Raw genomic sequence first — 15,854 nt, forward strand, 5'->3', positions numbered from 1 at the left:
ATAAGAGCAAGCTCTTAATCCATTCGCTCGACTTGCATGTATTAGGCACGCCGCCAGCGTTCATCCTGAGCCAGGATCAAACTCTCCAATAAAGTTAGTTTGTCTAGCATCTAAAAATAAAAATTGACGTTCACGTTGTTTGTTTCGTTCAGTTTTCAAAGTTCAACATCGCGTTTCAGCGACTTTCATAATATATCATAGTATATTATTTTCGTCAACAAGTTTTTTTCGATAACTTGTATCTCTCATTTGCTGACTCTGCCTATTATATACACTTTCCTATTGCTATGCAAGTATTATTATAAAAAAATAAGAGGGGGAGAAATCCCCACTCTTATTCTTCAGAAGAAACCTCTTCGCTAATTTCTTCTTCTTCATCCTTTTGTGCTTTTGCTACTGTCGCTACCTCTTGCTCATCCTCTAATCGAATTAGACGAACACCTTGTGTATTACGCCCCATTTGAGAGATTTGATCAACTGGCATACGAATAATAACACCCGCTACTGTAATTAACATAACGTCTTCTTCACCTGTTACAGACTTAACCGCTACTAATTTACCGTTCTTATCTGTAATGTTACAAGTCTTCAGACCTTTACCACCACGACTCTGTAATCGATACTCTTCAACCGGCGTACGCTTACCATACCCGTTCTTCGTTACGATTAAGACATTCGTATCCTCTTCAACAATTTCCATACCTACTACTTGGTCCTCTTCGCCTAGTGTAATAGCTTTTACACCAGCTGCATTACGGCCCATAGAACGTACATCCTGTTCATTGAAGCGAATTAACATACCATTGCTTGTCCCTACGATAATATCTTTATCACCAGATGTTAAACGTACAGAAATTAATTCATCTTCTTCACGAAGCGAAATTGCAATTAAGCCGTTCGTACGTATATTTGCAAATGATGAGAGCGGCGTTCGCTTAGAGATACCTTGTTTCGTTGTAAAGAATAAGAACTGATCGTCACCAAATTCACGAATTGGAATAATAGCGTTGATCCACTCGCCCTTATCTACCCCTAATAGATTAATAATTGGTATGCCTTTTGCTGTACGACTATACTCTGGAATTTCATATCCTTTTGTACGGTATACTTTACCCTTGTTTGTGAAGAATAAAATATGATCATGAGTAGACGTTGTTAATAAATGTTCAACAAAGTCATCATCATTCGTACCCATTCCTTGTACACCACGTCCCCCACGGTTCTGTGTTTTGTACGTAGAAGCCGGTAACCTCTTAATGTAACCATTATGAGTAAGTGTAATTGCGATATTTTGTTCTGGGATTAAATCTTCATCCTCTATAGCTTCCATACCGCCAATTGTAATTTCTGTTCTTCTCTTATCATTAAAACGTTCTTTTACTTCAGCTAATTCCTCGCGAATAATTTCAAGAACTTTTTCTTCGTCTGCTAAAATTGCTTTTAACTCTGCAATTATCTTCATTAAGTCTTGATATTCTTGTTCGATTTTTTCACGTTCTAATCCAGTTAAACGTTGCAAACGCATATCTAAAATTGCCTGCGCTTGTTTCTCACTTAAGCCGAAACGTTCCATTAAACCTTGTTTTGCAATATCAGCTGTTTTTGAACTACGGATTAAAGTAATAACTTCATCGAGATGATCTAAAGCAATTCGTAATCCCTCTAAAATATGAGCACGCGCTTCTGCTTTCTCTAATTCATAAGCAGTACGTCTACGAATTACTACCTTTTGATGCTCTAAGTAATAATATAGATTTTGTTTTAAATTTAGGACCTGTGGCTCTCCATTTACAAGAGACAACATATTAATACCGAAACTAGTTTGAAGTGCTGTATGTTTATATAGATTATTTAATAGTACATTTGCATTGGCATCACGACGTACTTCCATAACAATACGCATACCATTTCGATCCGATTCATCACGTAAATCTGTAATGCCTTCAATTTTCTTATCACGAACTAATTCTGCAATCTTTTCAATTAATCGCGCCTTATTAACTTGATAAGGTAGTTCTGTTACGATAATAGATTGTTTCCCATTTGCTCTCTCTTCAATTTCAACTTTAGCACGAAGTATAATAGAACCGCGACCTGTTTCATAAGCTCTTCGAATTCCACTTCGCCCTAAGATTAAACCTGATGTTGGGAAATCTGGACCAGGAATATATTCCATTAATTCCGCGATAGTGATATCAGGGTTATGACTTAATGCCAACACTCCGTCAATTACTTCTCCAAGTTGATGCGGTGGAATGTTTGTTGCCATACCAACCGCAATACCCGTCGTACCATTTACTAATAAGTTAGGAAAACGTGCTGGTAATACAACTGGTTCTCTTTCAGAACCATCGTAGTTATCTTGATAATCAATTGTATTCTTTGTAATATCGCGTATTAATTCCATAGAAATCTTAGACATTCTTGCTTCTGTATAACGCATTGCTGCCGCTGAATCTCCATCAACTGAACCGAAATTACCATGTCCATCAACAAGCATGTAACGTTGACTAAAATCTTGCGCCATACGTACCATCGTTTCATAAACAGCTGAATCACCGTGCGGGTGATACTTACCAATTACTTCGCCGACAATACGCGCCGACTTTTTATATGCTTTATCAGCTGTAATTCCTAAATCATTCATCGCATATAAAACCCTACGATGAACTGGTTTTAATCCATCACGAACATCGGGTAATGCACGGGATACGATAACACTCATTGCGTAATCTAAAAATGATGTACGCATTTCATGACTAATATTAATTTCTCGAATTCGTGCTTGTTGTTGATTATCTGACATCAACGAGCACCTCCTCTTACATTTCCGTTACACATACATTGATTTATATGTAGAAGACAGGAATACTTAGATTCCTGTCATTACTCACTTAAATATCAAGGTTTTTCACGTATTTTGCATTTTCTTGGATAAAGTTACGACGCGGCTCTACTTTATCGCCCATTAAAATTTCAAATGTTTCATCCGCTTCAATCGCATCTTGAAGGGAAACTTGAAGTAACGAACGTACTTCTGGGTCCATTGTCGTCTCCCACAGCTGAGTTGGATTCATTTCCCCTAGACCTTTATAACGCTGAATCCCAGGCTTAGGTTGAGCTGGTAATTCAGCTAGTATTTTTTCAAGTTCTTTATTGTTATAAGCATATTGAATTTTTTTACCTTGTTGTACTTTAAACAACGGTGGTTGCGCAATATATATATAACCACACTCAATTATTTGACGCATATAACGATAGAAGAACGTTAATAATAGGGTACGAATATGTGCACCATCCACGTCGGCATCCGTCATAATAATAACTTTATGATAGCGGGCTTTTTCAATATCAAAATCCCCACCAATATTTGTACCGATTGCTGTAATAATTGTACGCACTTCATCATTAGATAAAATCTTATCTAATCGTGCCTTTTCAACGTTAATAATTTTACCCTTCAGTGGTAAAATCGCTTGGAAATGGCGATCGCGTCCTTGTTTTGCAGATCCGCCCGCAGAGTCACCCTCCACGATATAAATTTCGCTAATTGCTGGATCTTTAGACGAACAATCTGCCAATTTCCCTGGTAAACTTGAAACTTCTAACGCACTCTTTCGGCGCGTTAATTCACGAGCCTTTTTAGCCGCTACACGTGCACGTGCTGCCATAGTCCCTTTATCTATAATTTTACGTGCAACATTGGGATTTTCCAGTAAGAACTTTTCAAACGCCTCTGAGAATACAGACTCTGTAATCGTTCTCGCTTCGCTATTTCCAAGTTTCGTCTTTGTTTGTCCTTCAAATTGTGGATTTGGATGCTTAATTGATACGATTGCTGTTAAACCTTCACGAACATCTTCACCAGTTAAATTACTATCCGCATCTTTTAAAATGTTATTTTTACGACCATAATCGTTGATTACACGTGTTAGGGCAGTTTTAAATCCTACCTCATGTGTACCGCCTTCATACGTATGAATATTATTTGTAAATGAGTAAATATGATTTGTATATCCTTCGTTATATTGAAGCGCAACCTCAACCTGAATTCCATCTTTTGAACCTTCAACATATACAGGCTCTTCATGGATTGGTTGTTTTGAACGATTTAAATGTTCCACATAAGATTTAATTCCACCTTCGTAATGGAACTCTTTCTTTTGCTTATGTTCACGCTTATCTTCAATTGTTAATTTAATATTACGATTTAAAAACGCCAACTCACGCATACGAGTAGCTAATGTATCAAATTCGTATTCTGTCGTCTCTGTAAAAATTTCTTCATCTGGCTTAAAGCGTGTAATCGTTCCCGTACGATCAGTTTCACCTATTACCTTTAAATCTGCGACTGGGATACCACGTTCGTATTTTTGATAATGTATTTTTCCATCTCGATGTACAAATACTTCTAATTCTGTTGATAAAGCATTTACAACAGAGGCACCTACTCCATGCAAACCACCGGAGACTTTATAACCGCCACCGCCAAATTTTCCTCCAGCATGAAGGACCGTCATAATAACTTCTACAGCGGGACGTCCCATTTTCTCTTGAATACCAACTGGGATACCACGACCATCATCTGTTACAACAATACTATTATCTTCTTCAATGCTGACATTAATTTCATCACAATATCCCGCTAAAGCTTCGTCAATACTATTATCAACTATTTCCCACACGAGGTGATGAAGACCTTTTCCACTTGTAGAACCGATATACATACCAGGACGCTTACGAACTGCTTCCAGTCCTTCTAACACCTGAATCTGACTTTCATCATATGCATTTTCCTGCATTTGCTTTTGTTCCATTGACACAAAGATCACCTACTTTTCCATTTAAACAGAAATTATTTTCTGTCTATTTCACAATCTACCGTGCCGTTCGTTACATGAATTGTTTTCGCTTCTTTCAATGTTTCGTGTTCAATTCCGTCGACACTCGTCGTTGTCACAAAGGTTTGTACTTTTCCTTGAATTGTATTTAGCAGATGCGATTGACGATAATCATCTAATTCTGATAACACATCATCTAGTAAAAGGATTGGATATTCCTTAACCTCTGAGTATATCAATTCAATTTCAGCCAATTTTAGGGATAGTGCGGTTGTTCGTTGTTGTCCTTGTGAACCAAAGACTTGAACATTTTTACTATTAACGAAGAATTGTAAATCATCACGATGAGGACCGAGTAAAGTTGTACCACGAAAAATTTCACGTTGTTTCACAGATTGAAAACTTTCATAGTATACTTCTTTTATTTTCGACAAATCCATTGATTCTGATACATCTACACTTGGTTTATAAACGATTTCTAACTCCTCTAATCCCCTGCTAATTCCGCGATGAATTGGAGCAGCCCATTCTTGTAGTAAATGCAAAAACTCAAAACGTTTTCGCAAAATTTTCGCACCATGCTCAATAAGTTGAAGTGTAAATACATCCAACATCGTTTCCTCATTTTTACTATTCCCTTGCATCTTCTTAAGTAAATGATTTCGTTGCGTGAGTACCTTTTGATATTGGCTTAATTCATACAAATAGACCGGAGCTATTTGTCCAAGTTCCATATCCAAAAAGCGTCTTCGTACTTGAGGGCTTCCTTTTACAAGGTTTAAATCTTCTGGGGCAAACATAACAACATTCATTTCACCAATATACTGACTCAATTTTTGTTGTTCTAATTGATTTAACTTTGCCTTTTTACCTTTTTTTGAAATATTTAATTCTAAGGACAATGAACTATTTCGCCTTTGTAATCTACCTTTTATATTACCATAATCCTCATCCCAACGAATGAGTTCACGATCGTTCGAAGTTCTATGTGATTTCGCCATCGCCAATACATAAATAGCTTCCATCAGATTCGTTTTCCCTTGTGCATTTTCACCAATAATTACATTGACTTTGTCTTCAAAGGAAAGCTCTAAATGCTCATAATTGCGATAGTTTTTTAATTTTATTTCTGTAATAAACAAAGGGATCCCCCTTTATGCCTGAACTTGGAAAGTTCCGCTTCCCGGAATTTCAACAATATCATTTGCATATAACTTTCGGCCTCTTCTATTTTCAAGTTCTTGATTCACGTATACTTCATATTCTTGTAAGAACCATTTTACTGCGCCACCTGTATCAATTACATCAGCTAACTTTAAAAATTGTCCTAGTGTAATGTATTCTGTTGAAATCTTAATAAGTTTCATAAAATCGCTCACTTTCTGAAAGTGTTCATTCTTTCATTGTACTAAATAAACTAGCATTAGGAAAGTAATACCCTACAAATCAAATAAGGGTCACTAGTACCTTTAACTAGCAACCCTTAATCCGTACTTAGTAAGTACGAACCGGTAAAATTAATTGGATAATGGAATTATCATTTACTGTACGAATTAAGAACGGTCTCATCGCCCCAGTAAAACTAACTTTAATTTCTGTACTATCTAAAGCTTTTAATGCATCCATCATATATTTTGCACTAAAAGATATTTTTAATTCTTCTCCATCTACATTTTCACATTGAACCTCTTCCACTACTTTTCCGATTTCTGGCGAATTTGAAGAAATCTCTAGCATCTGTTGTTCTAATGTCGATAATTTTACAACATTGTTACGACCATCTCTTGCTAATAGTGAAGCACGATCAATCGCTTGTAAAAATTCTTTTGTATTTACAAAAATATCAGTTTTACTTTCAGCTGGAATTAAACGTGTTGTATCTGGATAATTTCCTTCTAATAATCTTGAGAAGAATAATAAATGTTTTGTACGGAATAATACTTGATACTCCGTAATAACGATATCTACCATTTCTTCAGACTCATCTAGAATTTTACTTAATTCATTTAAGCTTTTACCAGGAATAACAACATTTGATTGAAACTCCTCAGCAATATTATATCCTTCGATTTTCGCCTTACGAAGTGCTAGCCTGTGACTATCTGTTGCAATACATGTTAGCTCACTGTTATATACTTTCCAGTTTACACCTGTCAAGATCGGTCTTGTTTCAGAACTTGAAACTGCAAATACAGTTTGACGAATCATGTGCTTTAGTAAATCTGTTGGAATCTTAAATACATGATGTTCTTCGATTTGTGGTAATAACGGATATTCAGCAGCATCTAAACCATTTAAGTTGAACTCTGATTTTCCAGATTTTATTTTTGTCATAAAATGATTTTCTACAGAAATTTCGACAGTGTCTTTCGGTAATTTTTTTACGATTTCACTAAAATACTTTGCTTGTAAAATAATACTTCCTGATTGCTCAATTTCCACAATTTCTTTTCCAGCATCTTCAACTGGGATAAATGATTCGATAGAGATGTCTGCATCACTACCTGTTAAAGTAACTCCTTCTTCAGTTGCTACAACTTTAATCCCTGTAAGAATTGGGATTGTTGTACGAGAAGAAACTGCCTTCATTACATCTTGTACACTTCTTACAAGATAGTCTTTTTGTATTGTAAAACGCATAACGAAAAACCTCCGGTAAGTATAAGATTTTATTTATTTAATAAAGATATAAAAGTAGTAGTAATAGTAATAGGGCTTGTGGATATGTGGATAACCCCATTTAAAGATGTAAAAACAGTCTATCTACATGTGGATAGACTGTGCGTAAAATAAGGTAAGTTATTCACACTATTCAGCTACTACTACTTTAAAATATCATTAATTTCTTCAACGTGTTTTTGTAACTGAGTATCCGTTTTTAATAGCTTCGAAATTTTTTCGTGAGCATGGATTACTGTTGTATGATCGCGGCCACCAAATTCTTCACCTATTTTTGGTAAAGATGAGTCCGTAAGTTCACGTGATAGATACATCGCGATTTGGCGAGGGAATGCAACGGATTTTGTCCGTTTTTTTGCTTTGAAATCTTCTAACTTTACTTGATAGACGCCCCCAACAGCCTTTTGAATATCAGAAATAGAAATAATTCTAGGTATAGAATTTGGAATAATATTTTTAAGTGCTTCAGCTGCCAAATCAGCATTAATATCTTTATTAATTAAAGATGAATAGGCTACAACTCGAATAAGTGCACCTTCTAGTTCACGAATGTTAGAATCAATTTGATTTGCAATATAAAGCATAACCTCATTTGGTATATCAAGGCCTTCTGCTTTTGCTTTTTTACGTAAAATTGCAATTCTAGTTTCTAGATCTGGTGGCGTAATGTCCGTAATTAACCCCCATTCAAAGCGAGAACGAAGGCGATCTTCTAAAGTTGGGATTTCTTTTGGTGGTCTATCGCTTGAAATCACAATTTGTTTACTTTCTTCATGTAACGCATTAAATGTATGGAAAAACTCTTCCTGTGTTTGTTCTTTTCCGGCAAGAAATTGAATATCATCTATTAATAAGACATCTACATTACGATATTTATTGCGAAAATCGACAGCTTTATTATCACGAATTGAGTTAATGAATTCATTTGTGAATTTTTCAGATGATAAATATACAACTTTTGCATTCGGGTTGTGTTCAATTACATAATGCCCAATCGCGTGCATTAAATGTGTTTTTCCAAGCCCAACGCCCCCGTAAATAAAGAGCGGATTATAAGCTTTAGCTGGTGCCTCAGCTACAGCTAAAGAGGCAGCATGTGCAAAACGATTACCAGAGCCAATAACAAATGTATCAAATGTATATTTGGGGTTTAACATGCTCTGTGGTAAGTGATTAGACTCATCATGTGCGTGTTTTTGCTTAACAGAAGGGAGATCTATATCCTCTTCTGCCTGACTTTGGGGAATAATAAAACGAATAGCCAGTTTTGCCCCTGTTAAATCATAAAGTGTTTCGGATATTAGTTCTGAATAATGAGATTCTAGCCAGTCACGAGCAAATTCATTTGGAGCTGTAATAGTTAATACATCTTTTTTCAAGTTATGAGCAGTTGTTGATTTTAACCATGTCTCATAACTTGGCTTACTTACCTTTTTTTCTAATTCTTTTAAGGCACTATTCCATAAATCAGAGATATTTTCCAAAGGTGTCCCTCCTTTACAAAGATGGTAAAAGAATAAGGTTGTGCAACAATTGTACAACCTGCAAATATTTTTAATGCATATTTATACGAAACGTATTTTAAAATATAAAAACGTTGTTGGTATCCGAGATAGAGTTTTCGACAAAAAAACAAATGTGGACAACTATTTACCCACATGTGATTTAAACTGTCCACATGTTATACACAAATTGTGGATAAAATAAAGATGTGGAAAACTTATTCAAAGTGAAAACACAACTATAATATCAAAAAAAAGTAGCTATAGCAATGAATTTAAGAAAGTTATCCACAAAATCAATACCTTGTGGAATAAACTTGTCCACAACACGATATACTGTGTAAAAGTAAAAAAAGAGTTTGTGGATATAAAAAAAGAGAAAATATATTTATCCACAAGGAAATATAGGGACTGTGAAAAAGTGTGTGAATAGGTTCAAAATGAATATTTGATGAAAATTTCGAGAACCATTGACATTTTCCTAGTTCATTTACTATAATTTATTAGACTGTCTTTAACAGATATTCCTCAGGGAGGTGTCATATAATGAAAAGAACTTACCAACCAAATAAACGTAAGCGCAGCAAAGTACATGGTTTCCGCAGCCGTATGAGCACAGCGAACGGACGTAAAGTGCTAGCAGCTCGTCGTCGTAAAGGAAGAAAAGTATTATCTGCGTAGACCACTGATCGTTCAGTGGTCTTTTTTTCTAATAATAATGAGTTTCCGCTGATGAAATACAGGAGTGTCAATTGATATGAAGAAAAAAAATCGTATAAAAAAGAATGATGAATTCCAGGCTGTTTTCCAAAAAGGACAATCGAATGCCAATCGCCAGTTTGTTGTATACAAATTAGATAAAGAAAAACAGTCGCATTTTCGTATTGGTCTTTCTGTTAGTAAGAAAATAGGAAATGCAGTGGTTCGTAATCGAATTAAGCGTATGATTCGCCAATCGATTATAGAATTAAAAGATGAGATAGATTCTGGAAAAGATTTTGTTATAATAGCAAGGAAGCCTTGTGCAGAGATGACATATGAAGAGTTAAAGAAAAGCTTAATTCATGTCTTTAAACGCTCTGGTATGAAAAGAATAAAAAAGTAGCGTAAGGAAATGAATTACACTATATACATACCGATACAAGGAGGAGTAGGCTTTGAAAAAGAAACTAGGTTTACTAGCCATGGTTGTTGCATTAATGGCAATTGCTACTGGTTGTAGTGAAACGGGTCAGCCGATTACGCCAAATAGTACTGGGATTTGGAACGAATATTTCGTATATCCACTGTCTCAGTTAATCACGTATTTTGCAGAATTATTCGGTAAGAATTATGGTTTAGCAATCGTTGTTACGACTCTTATTATTCGTTTTGCATTATTACCATTAATGATTAAACAAACGAAAAGTACGAAGGCAATGCAAGCGTTACAACCAGAAATGGTAAGGTTAAAAGAGAAATATAGCTCTAAAGACCAAGCAACACAGCAAAAACTACAACAAGAAATGATGCAGTTATATCAAAAAAATGGTGTAAATCCATTAGCAGGATGTTTACCAATATTTGTTCAGATGCCTATCTTATTCGCTTTTTATCATGCGATTATGAGAACATCAGAAATTAGTAAACATACATTTTTATGGTTTGATTTAGGACAGGCAGATCCTTACTATATCCTTCCAGTTGTTGCGGCTATTACGACGTTTATTCAGCAAAAGCTTGCAATGGCGGGAACGGCTGGACAAAATCCGCAAATGGCAATGATGATTTGGCTTATGCCAATTATGATTTTAGTCTTTGCAATTAACTTCCCGGCAGCACTATCATTGTACTGGGTAGTTGGTAATATCTTTGGTATCGCTCAAATGTATCTGATCAAAGGGCCTGAAATTAAGGCTAGTAAAGCAGGAGGATCAAGCAAGTGAGTATAATTACTGCTAAAGGACAAACAGTCGAGCTGGCAGTACAAGATGCTTTAAGACAATTAAACGCTTCGAAAGATCGAGTAGATATAAATATTATCGATGAGGGTAAGAGGGGATTCCTAGGTTTATTTGGGAATCGCCCCGCTGTAGTAGAAGTTGTATTGAAAAAAGATCCAATCCAAGAATGTGAAGAATATTTAAAAAATGTTATTCAAAATATGGGTGTGGAAGTTGAGATTAGAAAAATTGTAAAAGGACGCGAAGTTGAATTTACAATTTCTGGTGAAAATATTGGTGTTTTAATTGGTAAGAGAGGTAATACGTTGAATTCTTTACAGTATTTAACAAAACTTGTTGCGAATCGTAATACAAAGCAATATATTGGTATTACACTGGATGCTGAAAACTATCGTAGTAAAAGAAAAAATACGTTAGAATCTCTTTCTTATCGATTAGCAAAACAAGTAGTGAGTACGAAAAAAAGAGTTGTTCTAGAACCAATGCCTTCTTTCGAACGAAAAATTATTCACCAAGCATTATCTAATCATCAAAATATCATTACAACGTCTGAAGGGAAAGAACCACATCGGTATGTTGTAATATCTTCCAAGTGACCGGTTACTCAATTGAGTGCCGGTTTTTTTGAGGCAAAAATAAATGTGGATAACTAAAAAAACACTAAAGTTATCCACTGTGAATAAGTTTAGTGTTTTTCACATAAGGACATAATAAAATGAGTTATTATTCTTTTGTAGATAGGTTCGTTATGGTATTCTAATAATTTAGTGACGGAAAAAAATCATGTTGAAATAGAGATAAATAAGCAAGTGAGGTGAAAGGACATGGAATTTGATACAATTGCCGCAATTTCCACAGCACTTGGGGAAGGTGCAATTGCCATTGTTCGAGTAAGTGGGGATGATGCGATTGAGAAAGTCAATCGTATTTTTAAAGGGAAGGATTTAACACAGGTTTCTTCTCATACAATTCATTATGGTCATATTGTCGATTTAGATACAAATCAAGTTATTGAAGAAGTTATGGTGTCTATTATGCGTGCACCAAGGACTTTTACGCGTGAAAATATAGTAGAAATTAACTGTCATGGTGGACTTGTTTCGGTAAATAAAGTATTACAGCTTATTTTAGCACAAGGAGTACGACTGGCAGAGCCTGGTGAATTTACAAAACGTGCTTTTTTAAATGGACGTATTGATTTGTCACAGGCAGAAGCTGTTATGGACTTAATCCGTGCGAAAACGGATCGTGCTATGAACGTAGCGATTAACCAAATGGAAGGACGATTATCTAAATTAATCGGCTATTTGCGTCAAGAAATATTAGAAACATTAGCTCATATTGAGGTGAATATAGATTACCCAGAATATGATGATGTAGAAGAGATGACGCATAATATTTTAATTGAGAAAGCTACACATGTCCGTGCTGAAATTAAAAAGATATTAGAAACATCGAAGCAAGGAAAGATTTTACGTGAAGGTATTTCTACCGCGATTATCGGTAGACCTAACGTTGGGAAATCATCGCTATTAAATAGTCTTGTTCAGGAGAAAAAGGCAATTGTAACTGATATTGCAGGAACAACTCGTGATGTTATTGAAGAGTACGTTAATGTGCGTGGTGTACCACTTAAACTTATAGATACAGCCGGAATTCGTGAAACGGAAGATGTTGTTGAACGAATCGGTGTAGAGCGTTCAAAAGAAATGATGAGCCAAGCAGACTTAGTATTAGTTGTAGTTAATTATAGTGAGGCTTTAACAAATGAAGATGAGGATCTATTCCGTGCCGTACAAGGAAAAGATTTCATTGTCATTGTAAATAAGACAGATTTACCGCAAGAAATTGATATGGAACGTGTTACAGATTTAGCGGTAGGCAATCGTGTTATTACAACATCTCTAATTGAGGAGAAAGGAATAGATGAGCTTGAAAAGGCAATAGCTGATTTATTCTTTGAAGGAACAATTGATTCTGCGGATATGACATATGTGTCTAATACGAGACATATCGGATTATTAACACAAGCAGGAAAAACAATTGGTGATGCAATTGAAGCGATAGAAAATGGTGTTCCAATTGATATGGTACAAATTGATTTAACAAGAACGTGGGAAATACTTGGTGAAATTACTGGTGACACTGTCCATGAAAGCTTAATTGACCAGTTGTTCTCTCAATTTTGTTTAGGAAAATAAGCTAGAGATGTTTTAGAAAGCTAGAGATTATTAGGAGGAAAAAACAATGGGATACAATGCCGGTTCATACGACGTCATAGTAATCGGTGCAGGTCATGCAGGATGTGAAGCTGGTCTTGCGGCAGCACGAATGGGCTCAAAAACATTAATGTTAACAATTAACTTAGATATGGTAGCGTTCATGCCATGTAACCCTTCTGTTGGTGGACCAGCAAAAGGGATTGTTGTTCGTGAAATTGATGCATTAGGCGGAGAAATGGGACGCAATATTGATAAAACACATATTCAAATGCGTATGTTAAATACGGGTAAAGGACCAGCTGTACGCGCGCTTCGTGCACAAGCTGATAAATTCTCTTACCAGCATGAGTTAAAGAAAACAATTGAAGAGACACCAAACTTAACGCTGTTTCAAGGTCTGGTAGAGCGTTTAATTGTTGAAGATGGTGTATGTAAAGGGGTAATTACACAAGCTGGTGCTGAATACACAGCGAAAACAGTTGTAATTACAACGGGAACATTTTTACGTGGTGAGATTATTATGGGAGATTTAAAATATTCAAGTGGTCCAAATAATCAGCAACCATCTATTACGTTATCTGAACACTTAGAGGAACTTGGGTTTGATCTTGTTAGATTTAAAACAGGTACACCTCCACGTGTAAACAGTAATACGATTGATTATAGTAAAACAGAAATTCAACCAGGTGATGATAAGCCACGTGCTTTCTCTTTTGAAACGACAAAATTTATTATGGATCAAATTCCATGTTGGTTAACGTATACAAGTACAGAAACACATCGTTTAATAGATGAAAACTTACATCGCTCAGCTATGTATTCTGGTATGATTAAAGGAACAGGGCCTAGATACTGTCCTTCTATCGAAGACAAGGTAGTAAGATTTAATGATAAACCACGTCATCAAATTTTCTTAGAGCCAGAGGGACGTAATACGCAAGAAGTGTATGTACAAGGCTTATCGACAAGCTTACCAGAAGATGTACAGCGTGCAATGCTTAGAACAATTCCTGGCCTGGAAAATGTTGAAATGATGCGTACGGGTTATGCAATTGAATATGATGCAATTGTACCAACTCAACTATGGCCAACACTTGAAACGAAAAATATTAAAAATTTATATACAGCAGGACAAATTAATGGGACTTCTGGTTACGAAGAAGCGGCAGGACAAGGGCTTATGGCCGGGATTAATGCGGCATGTAGATCTTTAGGTAAAAAAGAAGTTATTTTAGGTCGTGCTGATGCATATATTGGTGTCTTAATCGATGATCTTGTAACGAAAGGGACAAATGAGCCATATCGTTTATTAACATCTCGTGCAGAATATCGTCTATTATTACGTCATGACAATGCAGATCTTCGCTTAACTGAAGTCGGTCGTGAAATTGGCTTAATTAAAGAAGACCGTTATGAGCGATTTACAAATAAAAAGTTACAAATTGACCAGGAAAAGGAACGTTTAGAAAGTATTATTATTAAACCACGTCCTGAAGTTCAAGAATTAATTCGCAGTATTGGTGGAAGCGAGTTAAAAGATGGAATACGTGCAAGTGACTTATTACGTCGCCCAGAGATGACATATGAGCATATCCATCTTTTAGTACCAAGTGAATTAGAATTAAATGATGAAATTACAGAACAAGTTGAAATTCAGATTAAGTACGAAGGATATATCGAGAAATCTTTACAGCAAGTAGAGCGTATGAAGAAAATGGAAAACAAAAAAATCCCTGTGGATATTGATTATGATGCGATTTCTAGCCTTGCCTCAGAAGCGAGACAGAAATTGAAAGATGTTCGTCCACTTTCGATGGGGCAAGCTTCACGTATTTCTGGCGTAAATCCTGCTGATGTTTCCATTTTACTTATTTACATTGAACAAGGAAAAATTGCACGAGTATCGAACCAATAACATAGTAAGGAGACATTGCTAGATGAACATGGAACAATTTCAATCTATGCTGGAAGAGAAGGGTATTTCCCTCTCTTCTAGACAGTTAGAGCAGTTCGAAATCTACTTTGAAACGTTAGTAGAGTGGAATGAAAAAATGAACTTAACGGCTATTACGGAGAAAGAAGAAGTATACTTAAAACACTTTTTTGATTCCGTTACAGCGGCTTTTTATTATGATTTTTCGAAACCATTTTCTATTTGTGATGTTGGAGCAGGAGCTGGATTCCCAAGTATCCCTTTAAAAATCTGTTTCCCGCACTTAAAAGTAACAATTGTAGACTCATTACAAAAACGTATTAATTTCTTAAATCACTTAGCGCAAAAGTTAGAATTAAGTGATGTTGCATTTTGTCATGATCGTGCTGAAACATTTGGGAAAAAAGAAGGTGTACGTGAAGCATACGATATTGTAATGGCACGTGCAGTTGCACGTCTTTCTGTATTAAGTGAGCTATGTTTACCGCTTGTAAAAGTAGGCGGAACATTCATTGCAATGAAAGGTGCAGCGGCGAACGAAGAAATCGAAAATGGCAAATATGCTTTAGAGGTACTTGGCGGAGAATTAAAAGAAATGTCTACGTTCCAATTACCGTTTGAAGAAAGTGAGCGTAATATTTTATTAATCGAGAAAAAGCGCAAGACACCAAAGAAATATCCACGCAAACCGGGAACGCCCAATAAATTACCTATTGAAAAATAAATCTTATTAG

At 35.7% G+C, this 15,854-nt stretch carries 13 protein-coding genes and 1 rRNA gene; 7 read left to right on the plus strand and 7 right to left on the minus strand.

The window, feature by feature from the left end; all coding sequences use genetic code 11:
* From KI356_RS00245 to dnaA, 7 genes are all read right to left on the minus strand, one after another.
* Positions 1-92: ribosomal RNA gene (locus KI356_RS00245) — 16S ribosomal RNA — on the minus strand; the annotation flags it as partial.
* Between the two features lie 242 nt (positions 93-334).
* Positions 335-2,806, minus strand: coding sequence for a DNA gyrase subunit A (gyrA, locus tag KI356_RS00250; RefSeq protein WP_128283088.1), 2,472 nt, complete (start codon positions 2,804-2,806; stop codon positions 335-337).
* Between the two features lie 88 nt (positions 2,807-2,894).
* Positions 2,895-4,817: a DNA topoisomerase (ATP-hydrolyzing) subunit B gene (gene gyrB / locus KI356_RS00255; protein ID WP_033712394.1), complete on the minus strand. Its 1,923-nt coding sequence runs from the start codon at positions 4,815-4,817 to the stop codon at positions 2,895-2,897.
* A 38-nt stretch (positions 4,818-4,855) separates the two neighbouring features.
* Positions 4,856-5,983 carry a DNA replication/repair protein RecF gene (gene recF / locus KI356_RS00260; RefSeq protein ID WP_002123553.1) on the minus strand — a complete coding sequence of 376 codons (1,128 nt, stop codon included), beginning with the start codon at positions 5,981-5,983 and terminating at the stop codon, positions 4,856-4,858.
* A 12-nt stretch (positions 5,984-5,995) separates the two neighbouring features.
* Positions 5,996-6,208, minus strand: a complete 213-nt coding sequence (gene rlbA, locus KI356_RS00265) for a ribosome maturation protein RlbA (RefSeq protein WP_002016484.1) — start codon at positions 6,206-6,208, stop codon at positions 5,996-5,998.
* Between the two features lie 127 nt (positions 6,209-6,335).
* On the minus strand, positions 6,336-7,481 hold the full coding sequence (gene dnaN / locus KI356_RS00270) for a DNA polymerase III subunit beta (RefSeq protein WP_002123555.1): 1,146 nt from the start codon (positions 7,479-7,481) through the stop codon (positions 6,336-6,338).
* A gap of 182 nt (positions 7,482-7,663) precedes the next feature.
* A complete protein-coding gene (gene dnaA / locus KI356_RS00275) occupies positions 7,664-9,004 on the minus strand; it encodes a chromosomal replication initiator protein DnaA (protein WP_002123558.1) in 1,341 nt (446 codons plus the stop codon).
* A gap of 564 nt (positions 9,005-9,568) precedes the next feature.
* On the opposite strand from dnaA, the gene rpmH reads away from it, so the two are divergent.
* The 7 genes from rpmH (at position 9,569) to rsmG (ending at position 15,844) form a co-directional block, all read left to right on the plus strand.
* A complete protein-coding gene (gene rpmH / locus KI356_RS00280; protein WP_000831901.1) occupies positions 9,569-9,703 on the plus strand; it encodes a 50S ribosomal protein L34 in 135 nt (44 codons plus the stop codon).
* Between the two features lie 76 nt (positions 9,704-9,779).
* Positions 9,780-10,127: a ribonuclease P protein component gene (gene rnpA, locus KI356_RS00285; protein WP_002123559.1), complete on the plus strand. Its 348-nt coding sequence runs from the start codon at positions 9,780-9,782 to the stop codon at positions 10,125-10,127.
* 52 nt (positions 10,128-10,179) lie between these two features.
* Complete coding sequence (gene spoIIIJ, locus KI356_RS00290) at positions 10,180-10,947, plus strand: YidC family membrane integrase SpoIIIJ (RefSeq protein WP_071744226.1); 768 nt, start codon at positions 10,180-10,182, stop codon at positions 10,945-10,947.
* Entirely contained in the window at positions 10,944-11,561 is a 618-nt protein-coding gene (gene jag / locus KI356_RS00295; RefSeq protein ID WP_002123563.1) for an RNA-binding cell elongation regulator Jag/EloR, read from the plus strand. Before spoIIIJ ends, jag begins: the two co-directional genes overlap by 4 nt.
* A 228-nt stretch (positions 11,562-11,789) precedes the next feature.
* Positions 11,790-13,166 carry a tRNA uridine-5-carboxymethylaminomethyl(34) synthesis GTPase MnmE gene (mnmE, locus tag KI356_RS00300; protein ID WP_212934545.1) on the plus strand — a complete coding sequence of 459 codons (1,377 nt, stop codon included), beginning with the start codon at positions 11,790-11,792 and terminating at the stop codon, positions 13,164-13,166.
* A gap of 46 nt (positions 13,167-13,212) precedes the next feature.
* The gene (gene mnmG, locus KI356_RS00305; RefSeq protein WP_128283086.1) at positions 13,213-15,102 is read left to right on the plus strand and encodes a tRNA uridine-5-carboxymethylaminomethyl(34) synthesis enzyme MnmG; all 1,890 of its coding nucleotides are present in this window, start codon (positions 13,213-13,215) and stop codon (positions 15,100-15,102) included.
* Between the two features lie 22 nt (positions 15,103-15,124).
* Positions 15,125-15,844 (plus strand): 16S rRNA (guanine(527)-N(7))-methyltransferase RsmG, encoded by a 720-nt coding sequence (rsmG, locus tag KI356_RS00310; protein WP_128283085.1) that lies wholly within the window; start codon positions 15,125-15,127, stop codon positions 15,842-15,844.
* Positions 15,845-15,854: the final 10 nt, after the last annotated feature.

This window comes from Bacillus hominis (genome assembly GCF_018332515.1).
GTDB lineage: Bacteria > Bacillota > Bacilli > Bacillales > Bacillaceae_G > Bacillus_A > Bacillus_A hominis.